Source organism: Variovorax sp. 38R, assembly GCF_014843395.1.
Taxonomy (GTDB): domain Bacteria; phylum Pseudomonadota; class Gammaproteobacteria; order Burkholderiales; family Burkholderiaceae_C; genus Variovorax; species Variovorax paradoxus_H.
This window is the reverse complement of the sequence record NZ_CP062121.1, coordinates 6,591,532-6,608,681: the sequence shown is the minus strand read 5'-3', so window position 1 is coordinate 6,608,681 and position 17,150 is coordinate 6,591,532. Positions and strand designations below refer to the sequence as shown.

Annotated in this window: 18 protein-coding genes and 1 riboswitch; of the genes, 14 read left to right on the top strand and 4 right to left on the bottom strand. The window is 68.5% G+C overall.

The annotated features are described in order from the left end of the window. Nucleotides 1-15 precede the first annotated feature (15 nt). The 3 genes from mnmE (at nt 16) to IG196_RS30690 (ending at nt 3,018) form a co-directional block, all read left to right on the top strand. Nucleotides 16-1,428, top strand: a complete 1,413-nt coding sequence (gene mnmE / locus IG196_RS30700; protein ID WP_192194251.1) for a tRNA uridine-5-carboxymethylaminomethyl(34) synthesis GTPase MnmE — start codon at nt 16-18, stop codon at nt 1,426-1,428. Between the two features lie 101 nt (nt 1,429-1,529). Further along, nucleotides 1,530-1,991 carry a Crp/Fnr family transcriptional regulator gene (locus IG196_RS30695; protein WP_101490706.1) on the top strand — a complete coding sequence of 154 codons (462 nt, stop codon included), beginning with the start codon at nt 1,530-1,532 and terminating at the stop codon, nt 1,989-1,991. Nucleotides 1,992-2,082: 91 nt separating this feature from the next. Next, on the top strand, nt 2,083-3,018 hold the full coding sequence (locus IG196_RS30690; protein ID WP_192194250.1) for a zinc ribbon domain-containing protein: 936 nt from the start codon (nt 2,083-2,085) through the stop codon (nt 3,016-3,018). A 22-nt stretch (nt 3,019-3,040) separates the two neighbouring features. On the opposite strand, the gene IG196_RS30685 is transcribed toward IG196_RS30690, so the two are convergent. Next, nucleotides 3,041-5,026, bottom strand: coding sequence for a monovalent cation:proton antiporter family protein (locus IG196_RS30685; protein WP_192194249.1), 1,986 nt, complete (start codon nt 5,024-5,026; stop codon nt 3,041-3,043). Nucleotides 5,027-5,112: 86 nt separating this feature from the next. Here IG196_RS30685 and IG196_RS30680 point away from each other — a divergent pair, with 86 nt between their 5' ends. From IG196_RS30680 to IG196_RS30665, 4 genes are read left to right on the top strand one after another with little or no spacing between them, the layout of a single operon-like run. Beyond that, nucleotides 5,113-6,114 carry a KpsF/GutQ family sugar-phosphate isomerase gene (locus IG196_RS30680; RefSeq protein WP_192194248.1) on the top strand — a complete coding sequence of 334 codons (1,002 nt, stop codon included), beginning with the start codon at nt 5,113-5,115 and terminating at the stop codon, nt 6,112-6,114. Beyond that, nucleotides 6,114-6,662 (top strand): KdsC family phosphatase, encoded by a 549-nt coding sequence (locus tag IG196_RS30675; RefSeq protein WP_062473615.1) that lies wholly within the window; start codon nt 6,114-6,116, stop codon nt 6,660-6,662. Before IG196_RS30680 ends, IG196_RS30675 begins: the two co-directional genes overlap by 1 nt. Beyond that, nucleotides 6,659-7,309: an LPS export ABC transporter periplasmic protein LptC gene (gene lptC / locus IG196_RS30670; protein WP_192194247.1), complete on the top strand. Its 651-nt coding sequence runs from the start codon at nt 6,659-6,661 to the stop codon at nt 7,307-7,309. Before IG196_RS30675 ends, lptC begins: the two co-directional genes overlap by 4 nt. Nucleotides 7,310-7,352: 43 nt before the next feature. Then, the gene (locus tag IG196_RS30665; protein ID WP_192194246.1) at nt 7,353-8,138 is read left to right on the top strand and encodes an SDR family oxidoreductase; all 786 of its coding nucleotides are present in this window, start codon (nt 7,353-7,355) and stop codon (nt 8,136-8,138) included. A gap of 100 nt (nt 8,139-8,238) precedes the next feature. On the opposite strand, the gene IG196_RS32265 is transcribed toward IG196_RS30665, so the two are convergent. Next, nucleotides 8,239-8,790 carry an RNA recognition motif domain-containing protein gene (locus tag IG196_RS32265; RefSeq protein WP_192194245.1) on the bottom strand — a complete coding sequence of 184 codons (552 nt, stop codon included), beginning with the start codon at nt 8,788-8,790 and terminating at the stop codon, nt 8,239-8,241. A 259-nt stretch (nt 8,791-9,049) separates the two neighbouring features. After that, nucleotides 9,050-9,228, top strand: a riboswitch (yybP-ykoY riboswitch). A gap of 17 nt (nt 9,229-9,245) precedes the next feature. Here IG196_RS32265 and IG196_RS30655 point away from each other — a divergent pair. The 4 genes from IG196_RS30655 to IG196_RS30640 all read left to right on the top strand — a co-directional run bounded on the left by IG196_RS30655 (nt 9,246) and on the right by IG196_RS30640 (nt 12,305). Further along, on the top strand, nt 9,246-9,809 hold the full coding sequence (locus tag IG196_RS30655; protein WP_192194244.1) for a TMEM165/GDT1 family protein: 564 nt from the start codon (nt 9,246-9,248) through the stop codon (nt 9,807-9,809). 127 nt (nt 9,810-9,936) lie between these two features. After that, nucleotides 9,937-11,097, top strand: coding sequence for a homoserine O-succinyltransferase MetX (gene metX, locus IG196_RS30650; RefSeq protein ID WP_153281400.1), 1,161 nt, complete (start codon nt 9,937-9,939; stop codon nt 11,095-11,097). Continuing rightward, on the top strand, nt 11,094-11,681 hold the full coding sequence (gene metW / locus IG196_RS30645) for a methionine biosynthesis protein MetW (RefSeq protein WP_062473606.1): 588 nt from the start codon (nt 11,094-11,096) through the stop codon (nt 11,679-11,681). The genes metX and metW overlap by 4 nt, the downstream gene beginning before the upstream one ends. Nucleotides 11,682-11,717: 36 nt before the next feature. Next, a complete protein-coding gene (locus IG196_RS30640) occupies nt 11,718-12,305 on the top strand; it encodes an IMPACT family protein (RefSeq protein WP_192194243.1) in 588 nt (195 codons plus the stop codon). Here IG196_RS30640 and IG196_RS30635 read toward each other — a convergent pair. Beyond that, entirely contained in the window at nt 12,250-13,182 is a 933-nt protein-coding gene (locus IG196_RS30635) for an ion transporter (RefSeq protein WP_192194242.1), read from the bottom strand. The two genes, IG196_RS30640 and IG196_RS30635, sit on opposite strands and share 56 nt — an antisense overlap. A gap of 113 nt (nt 13,183-13,295) precedes the next feature. Between IG196_RS30635 and IG196_RS30630 the strand changes: the two genes are divergently transcribed. Then, on the top strand, nt 13,296-13,799 hold the full coding sequence (locus IG196_RS30630; RefSeq protein WP_099794230.1) for a bactofilin family protein: 504 nt from the start codon (nt 13,296-13,298) through the stop codon (nt 13,797-13,799). 22 nt (nt 13,800-13,821) lie between these two features. On the opposite strand, the gene IG196_RS30625 is transcribed toward IG196_RS30630, so the two are convergent. After that, nucleotides 13,822-14,601: a DUF72 domain-containing protein gene (locus tag IG196_RS30625; protein ID WP_192194241.1), complete on the bottom strand. Its 780-nt coding sequence runs from the start codon at nt 14,599-14,601 to the stop codon at nt 13,822-13,824. A gap of 90 nt (nt 14,602-14,691) precedes the next feature. On the opposite strand from IG196_RS30625, the gene IG196_RS30620 reads away from it, so the two are divergent. Beyond that, complete coding sequence (locus IG196_RS30620) at nt 14,692-16,200, top strand: M20 family metallopeptidase (protein ID WP_192194240.1); 1,509 nt, start codon at nt 14,692-14,694, stop codon at nt 16,198-16,200. Between the two features lie 73 nt (nt 16,201-16,273). Continuing rightward, nucleotides 16,274-17,149 (top strand): alpha/beta hydrolase, encoded by an 876-nt coding sequence (locus IG196_RS30615; RefSeq protein ID WP_192194239.1) that lies wholly within the window; start codon nt 16,274-16,276, stop codon nt 17,147-17,149. Nucleotide 17,150 lies beyond the last annotated feature (1 nt).

Sequence of the window (17,150 nt, the reverse complement as noted above, 5' to 3'; positions counted from 1 at the left end):
AAGAATCGCGCTGTCATGACCCTCGCCCGCACCTCCGATCCCATCGTCGCCATCGCCACCGCCCCGGGGCGCGGGGCGGTCGGCATCGTTCGCGTGTCGGGTGCCCGGCTGGCGCCGCTGGTCGAGGCGCTGTGCGCCCGTGTGCTCAAGCCGCGCGAAGCGACCTACCTGCCCTTTCGCGATGCGCAGGGCGAGCCGGTCGATCACGGCCTGGCGATTCACTTTCCGACGCCGCATTCCTACACCGGCGAAGACGTGCTCGAGCTGCAGGCGCATGGCGGCCCGGTCGTGCTGCAGCTCTTGCTGTCGCGCTGCCTCGAGGCTGCGGCTGAAGTCGATCCGGCCACCCACCGCCCGCGCCTGCCCGGCCTGCGCGTGGCCGAGCCGGGCGAGTTCAGCCAGCGCGCCTTTCTCAACGGCAAGATCGACCTGGCGCAGGCCGAGGCCATCGCCGACCTGATCGATGCGAGCACCGAAGCGGCTGCGCGCAGCGCCGGGCGCTCGCTGTCGGGCGCGTTCTCGCGCGAGATCCACACGCTGCGCGACGCGCTGATCCACCTGCGCATGCTGGTCGAAGCCACGCTCGACTTCCCCGAGGAAGAGATCGATTTCCTGCAGAAAGCCGACGCCACGGGCCAGCTGCAACGGCTGCAGGCACAGCTGGCCGCCGTGCAGTTGCGCGCCAAACAAGGGGCGTTGCTGCGCGAAGGCATCAAGGTGGTGATCGCCGGCCAGCCCAACGCGGGCAAGAGTTCGCTGCTCAACGCACTGGCCGGCGCCGAGCTGGCCATCGTGAGCGCCATCGCGGGCACCACGCGCGACGTGGTCTCGCAGACCATCCAGATCCACGGCGTGCCGCTGCACGTGGCCGACACCGCCGGCCTGCGTGACAGCACCGACGAGGTCGAGCAGATCGGCGTGGCGCGCGCCTGGGGGCAGATCGAAAGCGCCGACGCCGTGCTGTTCCTGCACGACCTCACGCGCGCCGACCAGCCGGACTACGCCGCCGCCGACGCTGAGATCCTGGCGGGCCTGCGGCGCAAGCTGCCGGCGAGCGTGCCGGTGCTCGATGTGTGGAACAAGCAGGACGCCGCGTCATTGGCCGCGCCGTCGGCCGAAGGCATCGCGTTGTCCGCCAAGACCGGCGCGGGCATCGAGGCGCTGCGCGACCAGCTGCTCGCCATGGCCGGCTGGCGGGCCGTGCCCGAGGGCGTCTACCTGGCGCGCGCGCGCCACGTGCAGGCGTTGGCCCGGGTCGAGACGCACCTTGCGCTGGCGGCCGCCCACCTGGCGGCGCAGGCCCAACTGCTCGACCTGCTGGCCGAGGAGCTGCGGCTGGCGCAGAACGCGCTCAACGAGATCACCGGCGAGTTCGGCGCGGACGACCTGCTGGGTGTCATCTTTTCGCGCTTCTGTATCGGCAAATAGCGACACATGCGTGCGCTTCGCCGGGGAAAGCGTAAACAGTTGTAGCCGAACCTCGGGGCCTTCGCGGATACTTCGGATCACTTGCGGGGGTTGAGAAAAACATGTCCATCCAGAACCTGAGCCGCTCCATTGCGGAGAACCCGAGCGCCGACGCGTTCGCGCTGACCTTGAGCGTCGCGCAATGGGACACGCTCGCGGGCTACTTGCAGCCCATCGAAACAGCCATCGGCGACGTGCTGATCTCGCAGGGCACGCACGACCGCTCGGTGTACTTCGTCGAAAGCGGCGCCATCAGCGTGCACCGCGTCAGCAGCAAAGAGCAGATGCGCCTGGCCGTGCTGTCACCCGGCTCGGTGGTGGGCGAAGGCTCGTTCTTTTCGCGCGAGCCGCATGCGGCCAACGTGGTGGTCACGGGCGCGGGGCGCGTGTGGCGCCTCACGGCCGTGCGGTTCTCCGAGATGTCGAACCGCCAGCCCAACACGGCGCTGGACATCGCGATGGCGCTCGGCGCCGTGATCGCCAAGCGCATGGCGCACCGCTCCAAGCGGGTGGCCGTCACCTGAGCTGAGCCTTCCAGCTCGCCGCGCGCTGCCAGCCGCTGCACAACAACAAGAACAAGTCTTCGTTTCCGATCCTGAGAATTGCTGGTGAGCCATGGCCTTGATCTGCCCGGTCTGTGACGCGGACAACCGCGACGGTGCCAACTTCTGCAGAAGCTGCGGTGGCCGGCTGTCGGCCGCCGACCGCGTGCCACCCCCGGCACCGAGTCCTGCCGACCGCGAATGGGCCACCACTGCACCGGCCCAGCTGCGTGCGCCGACCATTCCGGCGCCGTTGTTCGATCCCGCCGAGTCGAAGCGCGCATCGTCGCCTTCATCCAACGGCTGGATGCCCGAGCCGCCGCCACCACCGCCGGCGGACGAACGCACCGTGATCGTGGCACCGGGGCGCGGAGGCGCCGCATCGTCCTTGCCTCCCTCCCCACGGGTCGCCCGGCCAAAGACGCGGATCAAGGTCAAGCGCATCAAGCCCCCCGAACCGGTGCTGCGTCCGCGCGGCATCGGGCTGTGGCTGGGGCTGCTCACGGTCGCGTTGCTGTTGGTGGTCGCGGGCTGGCTGGGCTATGGGACCGACAACAAGGCGCCCGAACTGGCCGTGACGCCACCTCCTGCCACTGCGCCAGCGCCGGTCGTGGCGCCTCCAGCGGTCGAGCCACCGCCCCTTGCGACCGAGCCGGCGCCGCCCGTGGTCGAACCGCCACCCGCAGAGGCGGTCGCCGAGCCCGCGGAAGCCGCACCCAAGCCGACGCCTGTCGCCAAGCCGCGCAAGCCGGTGACACCTCCCACACCGACGCCCCAGGCCCCGGCCGCCGCCGCGCCTGTGGCGGCCGCCCCGGCACCCGCGCCCGCAACACCGGCCCCGCCGGCCGATCCGCAGGCCCAATGCGGCGACCGCAACTTCATCGCCAAGGCGCAATGCATGGCGGCCCAGTGCACGAAGCCCGAATACAAGTCGCACGCGCAGTGCGAAGCGGTGCGCCGTCAGCAGCGCATCGACGAAGAAAAGCGCAATCCGTCGCTCTTGAACTGAGCGCGCGCCCGCGCTGGCAGCCTCAGCCTTTCTGCAGCCGCTCGATGGCAATCGCCAGCGCGGCGGGCTTGCCCGACAGCACCAGGGTGTCGCCGTCCGACAGCAGCGTGTCGTCGTCCGGCACGCGCGCCTGACCGTCCTGGCGGCGCAGGTTGGCCACGCGCACGCCCAGCGTCGGCAGCGCCATCCGTCCCAGCGTCTGGCCGATGGCGCGTGCGCCCGGCGTGAGCGTGAAGCTGTTCAGGCGCTCGTGATCGATCTCGTCGGCGTTGTCGTCGTCGGCGCCGTGGAAGTAGCCGCGCAGCAGGTTGTAGCGCGCGTCGCGCTGGTCCTGCACCACGCGGATCACGCGCCGCATCGGCACGCCGACCAGCGCCAGCGCATGGCTGGCGAGCATCAGCGAACCCTCGATGGCCTCGGGCACCACCTCGGTCGCACCGGCGGCCTGCAGTTTCTCGAGGTCGTGGTCGTCCTGGGTGCGCACGATCACCGGCACGTGCGCCGCGTGGGCGCGGGTGTTGGCCAGCACCTTCATCGCGCCCCCCACGTCCAGGTAGGTGACGACCACCGCGCTGGCGCGCGCCAGGCCCGCCGCCATGAGCGCCTGCAGCCGGGCCGCGTCGCCGAACACCACCGAATCGCCGGCTGCGGCGGCCTGGCGCACGCGGTCGGGGTCGAGGTCGAGCGCCATGTAGGGAATGCCTTCGCGCTCCAGGATGCGCGCCAGGTTCTGGCCGCAGCGCCCGTAGCCGCAGATGATCACGTGCTGCGCGGTGTTGATGGTCTTGCGCGCGATGCTGGTCATCTGCAGCGATTGCTGCAGCCAGTCGCTGGCCACCAGCTTGCGCACGATGGCGTTGCTGTACATGACGATGAAAGGCGTGGCCAGCATCGACAGCACCATCGACGCCAGCACCGGGTTGGCCAGCCACGGCGGCAGCAGGCTGCGCTCTTGTGCGAGGGTAAGCAGCACGAAGCCGAACTCGCCGGCCTGCGCCAGGTACAGGCCGGTGCGCAGCGACACGCCCGAGGTCGCGCCCAGCACCCGCGCCAGCACCGTCACCAGCCCCAGCTTGAACAGCAGCGGCACCAGCAGCAGCACGGCCACCAGCAGCCAGCGCTCGACCACGATGTGCCAGTCGAGCGACATGCCGACGGTGATGAAGAACAGCCCCAGCAGCACGTCGTGGAAGGGGCGGATGTCGGTCTCGACCTGGTGCTTGTATTCGGTTTCCGATACCAGCATGCCGGCGATGAAGGCGCCCAGCGCCAGGCTCAGGCCGGCCAGCTCGGTGAGCCATGCCAGCCCCAGCGTGATCAGCAGCACGTTCAGGATGAACAGCTCTTCGCTGCGCCGCCGCGCGACCAGCGTGAGCCACCAGCGCATGATGCGCGGCCCGCCGTAGAGCAGCACACCGATGAGGAAGGTCGCCTTCACCAGCGCGAAGCCCAGCGCCTTGGCCAGCGCCTCGGGCGGCGCACCCAGGGCGGGAATCAGCACCAGCAGCGGCACCACGGCCAAATCTTGAAACAGCAGCACGCCCATCACGCGCTTGCCGTGTTCGCTCTCCAGCTCGAGCCGCTCGGCCATGAGCTTGACCACGATGGCGGTGCTGCTCATGGTGAGTGCGCTCGACAGCGCCAGCGTGGTCTGCCACCCCAGCTGCCAGGCCGGCGGCAGCTGCGTAGCGATGAGCAGCGCGCCGACGGTGGCCAGCGCCATGGTCAGCAGCACCTGCAGCAGGCCCAGCCCGAACACGTGCTTGCGCATGGCGCGCAGCTTGGGCAGGCTGAACTCGAGCCCGATCACGAACATCAGGAACACCACGCCGAATTCGCCCAGGTGGCGGATGCCTTCGGAGTTCTGCGCCAATGCCAGCGCATGCGGGCCGATGAGCACGCCGGCCGTCAGGTAGCCGAGCATCGGCGGCAGCTTCAGCGACCGGCAGGCCACCACGCCGATCACCGCGGCCAACAGATACAACAGCGTGAGATCGAACGAAGACATAGGCGCCGATGCTAGAGCAATGTCCGTGCCCCGGGCTTCCCCGGGCCATGTGATCGCCGACCGCGCCCGCCTCGTAAAATCCGGCGATGAGCTCCCGCCCCGCCCCGACCCCCATGGTCGACCCCGAAGCCATCCTGGCCCGGGCACGCGTCACATTCGACATCGAAGCCGAAGCCGTTCTCGGCCTGAAGGCCCGCGTCGGTCCGAGTTTTGTCGAGGCCGTGCGCAAGATCCTTGAAGTGCGCGGCCGCGTGGTCGTGATGGGCATGGGCAAGAGCGGCCATGTCGGCCGCAAGATCGCCGCCACCCTCGCCTCCACCGGCACGCCCGCGATGTTCGTGCACCCGGCCGAGGCCAGCCACGGCGACCTCGGCATGATCAAGTCGGTCGACCTCGTGCTCGCCATCTCCAACAGCGGCGAGGTCGACGAACTCACCGTGCTGCTGCCGGTGGTCAAGCGCCAGGGCGTGCCCCTGATCGCCATCACCGGCCGTGCCGACTCCACCCTGGCGCGCCATGCCGACATCGTGATCGATGCCGGCGTCGCCAAGGAAGCCTGCCCGCTGAACCTCGCACCCACCGCAAGCACCACCGCGCAGATCGCCATGGGCGACGCGCTGGCCGTGGCCCTGCTCGACGCGCGCGGTTTCGGCTCCGAAGACTTCGCGCGTTCGCATCCCGGCGGCGCGCTGGGCCGCAAGCTGCTCACCCATCTGAGCGACGTCATGCGTTCGGGCGACGAGGTGCCGTGCGTGCCGCCGAACGCCACCGTCAGCGAGCTGATGCGCGCGATGAGCATCAAGGGCTTCGGCGCCGCCGCGGTGGTCGAGCCCGACGGCCGGGCGCTGGGCATCTTCACCGACGGCGACCTGCGCCGCCTGATCGAGGCCGGCGCCGACCTGCGCACGCCCAAGGCGGCCGACATCATGCACCGCGACCCGCGCACCATCCGCGTCGACGCGCTGGCGGTGGAGGCGGCCGAACTCATGGAGCAATGCGGCATCACCCGCCTGTTCGTGATCGACAGCGCGGGGGTGATCGTCGGCGCGGTGAACACCAACGACCTGATGCGCGCGAAGGTCATCTGATGCCGCTTGATTTCCAGGCCGAGACCCTGCTGGCCGCGCAAGATGTGCGCATCGTCTTCTTCGACATCGACGGCGTGCTGACCGACGGCGGCGTGTACTTCACCGAGCACGGCGAGACGCTCAAGCGCTTCAGCATCCTCGACGGCTACGGCCTCAAGCTGCTGCGCAAGGCCGGCATCACGCCGGCCGTGATCACCGGGCGTGACTCCAAGCCGCTGCGCGTGCGGCTCGAGGCACTGGGCATCGAGCACGTGCGCTACGGCACCGAAGACAAGCTGCCCGCCGCCGAGGCCATGCTGAAGCAGCTCGGCTTCACCTGGGCGCAAGCCGCCGCCATCGGCGACGACTGGCCCGACCTGCCCGTGCTGACCCGCGTCGGCTTCGCGGCGGCGCCGGCCAACGCGCACGCCGAGGTGCGTGCCGTGGCGCGCTACGTCACCACCGCGCGCGGCGGCGAAGGCGCGGCGCGCGAATTCTGCGACCTGCTGCTGACGGCCTGCGGCCAGTACCGCCCGTTGCTCGACGCTGCCCTGGGACCCCGACCATGAGCCCACAGCTGCAACGCGCCTGGAACCTCACGCGCGATGTGCTCGATCGCAGCACCATCTACCTGCCGATCATCCTGATGTTCGGCGTGGCGCTGGGCACCTACTGGCTGGTGCGCAACGCGCCCAAGCTGCTGGAGCCCACCGTCAAGGCCGCACCCACGCACGAGCCCGACTACTTCATGCGGGACTTCGTCATCAAGAACTTCCTGCCCAACGGCGACCTGCGCAGCGAGCTGCACGGCGTCGAGGGGCGGCACTACCCCGACACCGACACCATCGAGGTCGACCAGGTGCGCATGCGCTCGATCTCGCCCGAGGGGCTGGTCACGCGCTCGTCGGCGAACCGGGGCTTGTCGAATGCCGACGGCAGCGAGATCCAGCTGTTCGGCAACGCCATCGTGATCCGCGAACCGGCGGTCAGCGCGGGCGGCAAGGCGACGCCGAGGCTGGAGTTCCGGGGCGAATTCCTGCACGCGTTCCTCGACACCGAGAAGGTGAAGTCGAACAAGCCGGTCACCCTCATCCGCGGCAGCGACCAGTTCACCGGCGATTCGCTCGACTACGACAACCTGAGCGGCGTGGCCAACCTCACAGGCCGCGTGCGCGGCATGCTGGTGCCGTCGGCCGCGGTGGGCAAGCCGCGCTGAGCGGCTGCAATACAAAAACAAGTTCCCGGGAGACGACCGATACATGACCACCGCCGCACCGCTCGTCTTCATCACCGGCGCTTCCAGCGGCATCGGCCAGGCCCTGGCCGCGTCTTTCTACGACGCGGGCTACCGGCTGGCGTTGGTCGCGCGGCGCACGGCGGAGATCGACGCCTGGGCTACGGGTCGCCAGCTCGACGCGGGCCGCTACCAGGTCTACGGCGCCGACGTGGCGGAGACCGACAGCATCGTGGCCGCCGGCACCGACTGCATCGCGCGCCAGGGCGTGCCCGACGCGGTGATCGCCAACGCGGGCATCAGCATCGGCATCGACACGGCCGATCGATCGGACCTCGACGTGCTGGCGCGCACCTTCGCCGTCAACAACGTGGGGCTGGCCGCCACCTTCCATCCTTTCGTGCAGGCCATGGTGCAGCGCGGCAGCGGGCGGCTCGTGGGCATCGGGAGCGTGGCCGCCATCCGCGGGCTGCCGGGGCACGGCGCTTACTGCGCGAGCAAGGCTGGCGTGGTCGCGTACTGCGAGAGCCTGCGCGGGGAGTTGCGCACCAGCGGTGTGAAGGTCGTCACGCTCTGCCCGGGCTACATCGACACGCCGCTGACGCAGGGCAACCGCTACGGCATGCCCTTTCTCATGCAGCCCGAAGACTTTGCGGCCCAGGCGCTGCGCGCCATCGAGGCCGGCACCAGCTACCGCGTGATTCCGTGGCAGATGGGCGTGGTCGCCAAGGTCATGCGCCTGCTGCCCAATGCGCTGCTCGACCGCGCGGTGCAGGGCCGGGCGCGCAAGAAGCGCAGCGGCGAAGCCTGAGCGTCAGTACCGAACGGCGGGCGCGCAGGCAAAGAAAAAGGCTCCCGAGGGAGCCTTTTGTGTTTGTGTGCCGTGAGGCATGCGAAGAAGTGAACGGGGGTCAGTACCCACCGTTGCCGCCGCCGCCGTAGCCGCCACCACCGCCGCCGCTGCGACCACCGCCGCCACCGCCACGGGGACCTGCGCCGTAGGGGCTGCGGAAACCGCCATCGCCACCACCGCCGCCGCCACCCGAACGACCACCACCACCGCCGCCGCCGTAGCCGCCGCCACCGCCGGAACGGCCACCGCCGCCACCACCGTAGCCGCCACCACCGCCGCCGTAGCCACCGCCACCACCGCCGCCATAACCACCACCACCGCCGCCGTAGCCGCCACCGCCGCCACTGCGGGGGGGACGTGCTTCCATGGGACGTGCCTCGTTGACGACAACGCTGCGGCCACCCAGGGGCTGGCCGTTCATGCCGTTGATGGCGGCCTGTGCTTCCGCGTCACTGCCCATCTCGACAAAGCCGAAGCCCTTCGAGCGGCCCGTGTCGCGCTCCATCATGACCTTGGCGCTGGTCACTGCGCCGAACTGGCCAAAGGCCTGTTCGAGATCACCGTCGCGCACCGAGTAAGGCAGGTTGCCGACGTAGAGTTTGTTGCCCATCAAGGGACTCCTATAAACACATCAAGAAAAGCGATGGAGTCCCGAAAGCATCACTCAAACGAGAGCCGCCGAGCCGCGCGAAACTGACCGATCACCGAGTTGCTCCCTCCCAAAATCAAGAGGGAGGCTCGTGCATTATGGGTGAAATATCAAAAAAGCAAGCATGAATTTGCGTCTTGAGGTAGCGACTTTTGAAGTCAATGGAAGTTAGCGCACGCCTACCTGTTTGGGCCGGGGGAATTGACGATGCGGCTACAATTTGCCGGTCATTGGGGAGTAGCCGCCTTCCGTATACGAGAAGGGCCCGCGTCAACAGACTTGTCCTTGCCCCACGAGGACATGGCGCGTGCAGTGAACACACCTGGCGAGACCTTTGACCGCACAACTTCGGGAATATGGCCGAAGGTGTTGTGCGGTCAATTGCGTCCTTCGGCCCAAGGAACCCCACATCTCTCATGGAAGCTTTTCTCGTTGCAACGGGCGTGGTCGCGCTCGCCGAAATGGGCGACAAGACCCAACTCCTGGCCCTTTTGCTGGCCGCGCGTTTCAGGAAGCCCTGGCCGATCGTGCTCGGCATCTTCGTCGCCACGGTCGTCAACCACGCGTTGGCCGGCGCGGTCGGCAACTACATCACGCGCTGGCTCGGCCCCGAGGTGCTGCGCTGGATTCTGGGCGGCTCGTTCATCGCGATGGCCGTCTGGATGCTGATTCCCGACAAGCTCGATGAAGACGACGCCCCCGGCGTCTCGAAGTTCGGCGTCTTCGGCACCACCGTGATCGCCTTCTTCCTGGCCGAGATGGGCGACAAGACCCAGATCGCCACCGTCATGCTCGCCGCCCGCTTCACGCAGGACTACGCCTGGGTCGTGGTCGGCACCACGCTGGGCATGATGCTGGCCAATGCGCCGGTCGTCTGGCTGGGCGACAAGATCGTGCGGCGCGTGCCGATCAAGCTCGTGCACGGCATCTCGGCGGCGATCTTTCTGGTGCTGGGCATCGTGATGATCATTGGCTGGTAGCAGAAAAAAGTCACAGGGCTATACTTGCCGGGCGCCGATTTGCTTCAGCTTGCGGGCGCTTTATAAATTCTGCTAAAGACGGCTGCCGAACCCGGCTCGTTTTTGGCGAGGCCGGGTTTTTTCATTCATGTCGTCGCCATCACCTTTGGTCGTCACCCCGCAGTCGATGCAGTTCGCAGGCCCGCTGGCCCTGCGCAGCGGCGCCTCGATCAGCGGCTACACGCTCGCCTACGAAACCTACGGCACCCTCAACGCCGAGCGCAGCAATGCGGTGCTGGTGTGCCACGCGCTCAATGCCTCGCACCACGTCGCGGGCGTGTACGAGGGCCAGGCCCGCTCCGAGGGCTGGTGGGACAACATGGTGGGCCCGGGCAAGCCGCTGGACACCGACCGCTTCTTCGTGATCGGCGTCAACAACCTCGGCTCCTGCTTCGGCTCGACCGGCCCGATGCACGTGAACCCCGCCAACGGCCGCGTCTACGGCGCCGACTTCCCGGTGGTCACGGTCGAAGACTGGGTCGACGCCCAGGCCGTGCTGCTCGACGCGCTCGGCATCCAGACGCTCGCAGCCGTGATGGGCGGCAGCCTCGGCGGCATGCAGGCGCTGTCGTGGACGCTGCAGTACCCCGACCGCGTGCGGCATGCCGTGGTCGTGGCCAGCGCGCCCAACCTCACGGCCGAGAACATCGCCTTCAACGAGGTGGCGCGTCGCGCCATCGTGACCGACCCCGACTTCCACGGCGGCCACTTCTACGAATACGGCGTGGTGCCCAAACGCGGCCTGCGCATCGCCCGCATGATCGGCCACATCACCTACCTGAGCGACGACGTGATGAACGCCAAGTTCGGGCGCATTTTGCGCAGTGCCGTCGAAGGCGAAGTGGCGGGGCTCGACTACCGCTATTCCACGCAGGACATCGAGTTCCAGATCGAAAGCTACCTGCGCTATCAGGGCGACAAGTTCAGCGAGTACTTCGACGCCAACACCTACCTGCTGATCACCCGCGCGCTCGACTACTTCGACCCCGCGCGCCACCACGGCGGCCAGCTCAGCACCGCGCTGGCACAGGCCACGGCCAAGTTCCTGCTCGTGAGCTTCAAGACCGACTGGCGCTTCTCGCCCGCGCGCAGCCGCGAGATCGTGAAGGCGCTGCTCGACAACCGCCGCAACGTGAGCTACGCCGAGATCGACGCGCCGCACGGCCACGACGCCTTTCTGCTTGACGACGTGCGCTACATGGGCGTGGTGCGCTCGTACTTCGAACGCGTCGCCAAGGAATTCCAATGAGTGACCTTGCACACCAACGATTGATTGCCGAGCTCGTGCCGAAGGGTTCGCGCGTGCTCGACCTGGGCTGCGGCGACGGCGCCCTGCTCGACCTGCTGCAGCGCGAGCGCGGCTGCACCGGCTACGGCGTGGAGATTGCCGACGGCAACGTGCTGCAGTGCATCCGCCGCGGCGTCGACGTGATCCAGCTCAACCTCGACGAAGGCCTGGCGATGTTCGACGACGCCACCTTCGACGTCGTGCTGCAGATCGACACGCTGCAGCACCTGCGCAATGCCGAGGTCATGCTGCGCGAGACCGCGCGTGTGGGCCGCTTCGGCATCGTCGCCTTTCCCAATTTTGCGCACTGGCCCAACCGCCTGAGCGTGGCGCGCGGGCGCATGCCCGTGACGCGCCGCCTGCCCTACCAGTGGTACGACACGCCCAACATCCGCGTCGGCACCTACAAGGACTTCGAGGTGCTGGCCGGCAAGAACAACCTGCGCGTGCTCGACGCCTTCGGCCTGCAGAACGGCCGCGACGTGCGCTGGCTGCCCAACGCGCGCGCCAGCACCGCGGTCTTCAAGTTCGAGCGGGGCGGCTGAGCACGCCGCCCTTGCACCCACGGACATCGGGTCGGAATGAGCTTCACGCTCGCGCAGCCGGTTCACAGCGAACTGCTCATCAAGAAAAGCCGCTTCATCGGCTGCGTGCAACCGGTGCCCGACCGCGCGGCGGCGCTGGCGGTGGTCGCCTCGCTGCGTGCCGAACATCCGGGCGCCGCGCACGTGTGCTGGGCCCTGATGGCGGGCGGCCAGTCGGCTGCCAACGACGACGGCGAGCCCGGCGGCACGGCTGGTCGTCCGATGCTCGAAGTGCTGCGCCACCAGCAGGTCGAAGGCGCGCTCGCCACCGTGGTGCGCTACTTCGGCGGCGTGAAGCTCGGTGCCGGCGGCCTCGTGCGGGCCTACACCGATGCCATCGCGCAGGCCTTGCTGGGCGCCACCCTGGTGCCGCTCGTGCGCCTGCGCCATCTGCAGTGCGCCGTGCCCTACGCGTTCGAGGGACTGGTGCGGCGCGAGCTGGCCGCCATCGGCGCGGTGCTGGAAGACGTGCAGCACGGCGACGACGTGCGCTTTGCCTTCGCGCTGCCCGCGCCCGAGGCCGACGCCTTCATCGCGCGCCTCGACGATGCTGCGCAAGGGCGCGTCGTCTGGCCGACGGCGTGAGTCGCTTCGCCGGCGCCTTGCCTGGTGTCGGCTCCACCGCCAGGGCGAGCACGCCGCGCGATGCGAGCGCGATCGGCTCCGCCAGGTCGTCGTCGACACCGCGCCGCGTCATCTCGGCCGTCACGATGCCGGTGGGCACGGCCAGCACGCCCCAGCCCAGCAGCATCATCACCGAGGCGATCGCGCGGCCCAGGTCGGTCTTGGGCACGAGGTCGCCGAAGCCGACCGTGGCCATGGTCGAGATGGCCCAGTAGATCGCCACCGGAATGCTGGTGAAGCCGTGCGTCGGACCTTCGACCACGTACATCAGCGTGCCCATCACCAGCACCACGAGCATCACGAAGCCCACGAACACCGTGATCTTGCGGCGGCTGGACGCCACCGCCGACACCAGCGCGCGGTATTCCACCGAATAGCGCGAGAGCTTGAAGATGCGGAACACGCGCAACAGCCGCAGGATGCGCACGTCGATCAGGTAGGCCAGCTCGGGCGCCAGCGCGACGAGAAAGGTCGGCAGCAGCGCCAGCAGGTCGATCACGCCGTAGAAGCTCAGCGCGTAGCGCAGCGGCTTGTTCACGCAGCACAGCCGCGCGATGTACTCCAGCGTGAAAAGAATGGTGAACATCCATTCGAGCCCATTGAACAGAGGCCGCCACTGCTCGCGGATCGACTGCACGCTGTCCAGGATGACGACCAGCACACTCATCACGATCACCGCGATCAGTGTCAGGTCGAACCACAGGCCGGCGGGCGTGTCGGCCTCGAAGATCACGGTGAACAGCTTGCGGCGCCAACCACTCGCCGGCTTGTCGAACCGCGAGTCGGTGGCGGCAGGCGTGGACAGGGCTTCGATGTTCGGGCGAATCAGGCGGGTCATGAGGGCATTGTCATGGGGCCGGGCGACTTATTCAGTTACGCTTCTTGCGCAATGAAGTGCGGCATGCCGCGAGCGCCTTCTTACGATAGTCCCCTTTCTTGAGGAGCTCCCCATTGGCCACACAGTCCCCCTTTTTCGGCAAGCGCGATCGTGACACCGACTCGCTGACTTCCCGTCCCGCACCATTGGTTGGTTCGGGCACCAATCTCTCGGGCACTCCCGTCAATCCCTCCTCGTTGACCGCGCAGGCCGGCCTGGCCCCGGTGGCAGCCGCTCCCGCCGTCAAGGAAGGCGGCAGCAAGCTCACCGTCGGCCCGAACATCAAGCTCAAGGGCGTCGAGATCACCGATTGCGATACGCTCGTGGTCGAAGGCCTGGTCGAAGCGACCATGGATTCGCGCCTGATGCAGATCGCCGAACAGGGCGAGTTCAAGGGCTCGGCCGAGATCGACATCGCCGAAATCCGCGGCGTGTTCGACGGCAACCTCACCGTGCGCGAAAAGCTCGTCATCCACTCGACCGGCAAGGTCACCGGCAAGATCCGCTACGGCAAGATCGTGATCGAAGAAGGCGGCCAGCTGTCGGGCGAAATCAGCTTCGGCGCCAAGGCGTCGTAAGCCAGCCGATGCAGGCCGCCCCTCAGGCGGCCGGCGGCTCCCATCCCAAGCGCTCCAGCAAGGCACCGGCCGCGGCCGGTGCCTTTTCCTTGGCGCCGTTGATGAAGTACACGAACACGTCGCGCGCCTTCGGTGCAGCGGCCCAGCCCTGCGCGCGCTCGGCCCAGGTGTCGAGCGCCTTCGGCCCGTAGCCCGTCTTGAGCTTCGCGTCGGCCATCATGAGCCGCGCATAGGCGACGTCGCCTTCGGGCTCCTCGAACGACGGAAACTTGTCGGCGTCGGTGAACACGGTCGACACCTTGTGCTTCTTCGCGAGCGCCTTGTAGGCGGGCGTGATGAAGCTCTCGTGGCGCACGTCCATCACGTGGCGCAGCACGCGGCTGCCCTCCTTCTTGGGCAGCAGCTCCAGAAACGCCTCGAAGTCTTCCGCATCGAACTGCTTGGTCGGCATGAACTGCCACACGATCGGCCCGAGCTTGTCGCCCAACTCGGCCACGCCGCTGTCGATGAAGCGCTGGACCGACTCGCCCGCGCTCGCCAACACCTTGCGGTTGGTGGTGAAGCGCGAGGCCTTCATCGAGAACATGAAGCCGTCCGGCGTGTCGTCGTGCCACTTGCGGAAGGTCTCGGGCTTGAAGGTGCTGTAGTAGGTGCCGTTGATCTCGATGGCGCTCACCTGCCGGCTCGCGTAGTTCAACTCCTTCGCGTGGGCGAGGCCTTTCGGGTAGAAGTTGTCGCGCCAGGGCTCGTAGGTCCAGCCGCCGATGCCCACCTTGATCCGCGTCGATGTTGCCTTGCTCACGGTGCCCTCCGGGTTGAGATCGCCCGCACTCTACGCGCGCTCGCCGCGAGGCGCAAAATGCGTTTTTTCGTCCCCGCGGAGAACCCCCCGATGAACGCCCCCCTGCACCGTGAAATGCCCGCCGGCACGCTCGACGCGACGCGCGCCCTCTCTGATGTCACCGCCCAATGGGACGGCGACATCGTCAAGCAACTCACCGACTACATCGCCATTCCCGCCAAGTCGCCCGGCTTCGACAAGGACTGGTCGGCCAACGGCTACCTGGAGACCGTGCTGCGCAACGCCGCGGCCTGGGTCGAGGCGCAGAAGGTCGAAGGCCTGAAGCTGGAAATCGTGCGCCTCGAAGGCCGCACGCCGGTGCTGTTCTTCGAAGTGCCGGCCACTGGCACGAACATGGCCGAGACCGTGCTCATGTACGGCCACCTCGACAAGCAACCCGAATTCACCGGCTGGCGCAACGACCTCGGCCCGTGGACACCCAAGTACGAGAACGGCCTGCTCTACGGCCGCGGCGGCGCCGACGACGGCTACGCGGTGTACGCCAGCGTGGCCGCGCTGCAGGCGCTCAAGGCGCAGGGCGTGGCACATCCGCGCATCGTCGGCCTCATCGAGACCTGCGAGGAAAGCGGCTCCTACGACCTGCTGCCGTACGTGGACGCGCTGCGTCCGCGCCTGGGCCAGGTCGAGCTGGTGATCTGCCTCGATTCGGGCGCCGGCAACTACGACCAGCTGTGGCTCACCACCTCGCTGCGCGGCATGGCCAGCGGCACGCTCAAGGTCGAGGTGTTGACCGAAGGCATCCACTCGGGCGACGCCTCGGGCCTCGTGCCCTCGAGCTTCCGCATCATGCGGCAGGTGCTCGACCGCCTCGAAGACAGCGCCACCGGCCGCCTGCTGCCCGCGAGCTTCCACTGCGAAGTGCCTGCCGACCGCCTGGCGCAGGCCAAGGCCACCGCCGCCATCCTCGGCGACGAGGTCTACAAGCGCTTCCCGTGGGCGCACTACGACTGCGGCGGCTCGACCATGTTCGCGCTGCCGACCACCACTGACCCGCTTGAAGCCCTGCTCAACCGCACCTGGAAGCCCACGCTGTCGGTGACCGGCGCCGAAGGTTTTCCGGCCCTGAAGGACGCGGGCAACGTGCTGCGCCCCTACACCGCCTTCAAGCTGTCGCTGCGCCTGCCGCCGCTGGTCGATGCGGCCGAGACGGTGCAAAAGCTCAAGGCCCTGCTCGAAGACAACGCACCCTACCAGGCGCGCGTCACCTTCGAAGGCAGCGGCGCCACCGGCTGGAACGCACCGACCATCACGCCGTGGTTCGAGGACGCGCTCAACAAGGCTTCGCGCGCGCACTTCGGCGCCTCGTGCGGCTACATCGGCCAGGGCGGCACGATCCCGCTCATGAACATGCTGAGCGCCGGCTTCCCGACGGCGCAGATGATGGTCTGCGGCGTGCTCGGCCCGAAGAGCAACGCGCACGGCCCCAACGAGTTCCTGCACGTGCCTTATGCCAAGAAGCTGACGGCCGCCGTGGCCGAGGTCATCGCGGCCCTGCCGGTCGCGCACCGCGCCGCGGCTGCGGAGCCGGTGGCGGCTTGAGCGCCGCGCCGGGCCGCCCCAAGCAAGCTCGCTCCCGCTTGGCGGGAAGGCGCGCAGCGCCAAGGGTGCGCCCATGATCGACGCGCTGCCTTTGCCGCATCGCGTGTCGCTGTCCACGTCGGACGGTGAGACGCTGGCGCTGCGGCGGCTGCCGGTCGCCGGCGCACCCCGAGCCGTCGTGGTCGTGGTGCACGGGCTGGGCGAGCACGCGGGGCGCTATCACGGCCTGGCCAAGCAACTGCATGCCTGGGGCTTCGCGGTCTGGGCGCACGACCACCACGGGCACGGCGAATCCACCGGTGCGCGCGGCGGCCTGCCCAGCGAACTGCGGCTGGTCGACGACCTGGCGTTGGTGATCGACGACGCGCGCCGCGAGAACCCCGGCGTGCCGCTGGTGCTGCTCGGCCACAGCCTGGGCGGCCTGGTCGCCGCGAGCCTGGTGGCGCGCGGCGTGCGGCCGGTCGATGCGCTGGTGCTGTCGTCGCCGGGGCTCGACCCGGGGTTGAACGGTGTCCAGAAGATGCTGCTGGCCGTGCTGCCGCGCATCGCGCCGAACCTGCGCGTGGGCAACGGGCTCGACGACAACTACCTCTCGCACGACCCGGTGGTGGTGCAGGCCTACCGCGACGATCCGCTCACGCACGACCGCATCGGCAGCCGGCTGGCGCGCTTTCTCGCGCACGAAGGCGCTTTGGTGCAGCAGCATGCGGCGCACTGGCCGGTGCCCACGCTGTTGATCTACGCAGGTGACGACCGGCTCGTGCGGCCGGCTGCGAGCCGCGCCTTCGCGGCGGCTGCGGCGCCCAGCGGCAAGGTCGAGGCGAAGTGCTTCGACACGCTGTACCACGAGCTTTTCAACGAGCTGGACGCGGAGCCTGTGTTCGACACGCTGCAGCGCTGGCTCGACCGGCGGTTTCCGGTCGCGGCCGTGTCGACGCTCGCGGCCTGAG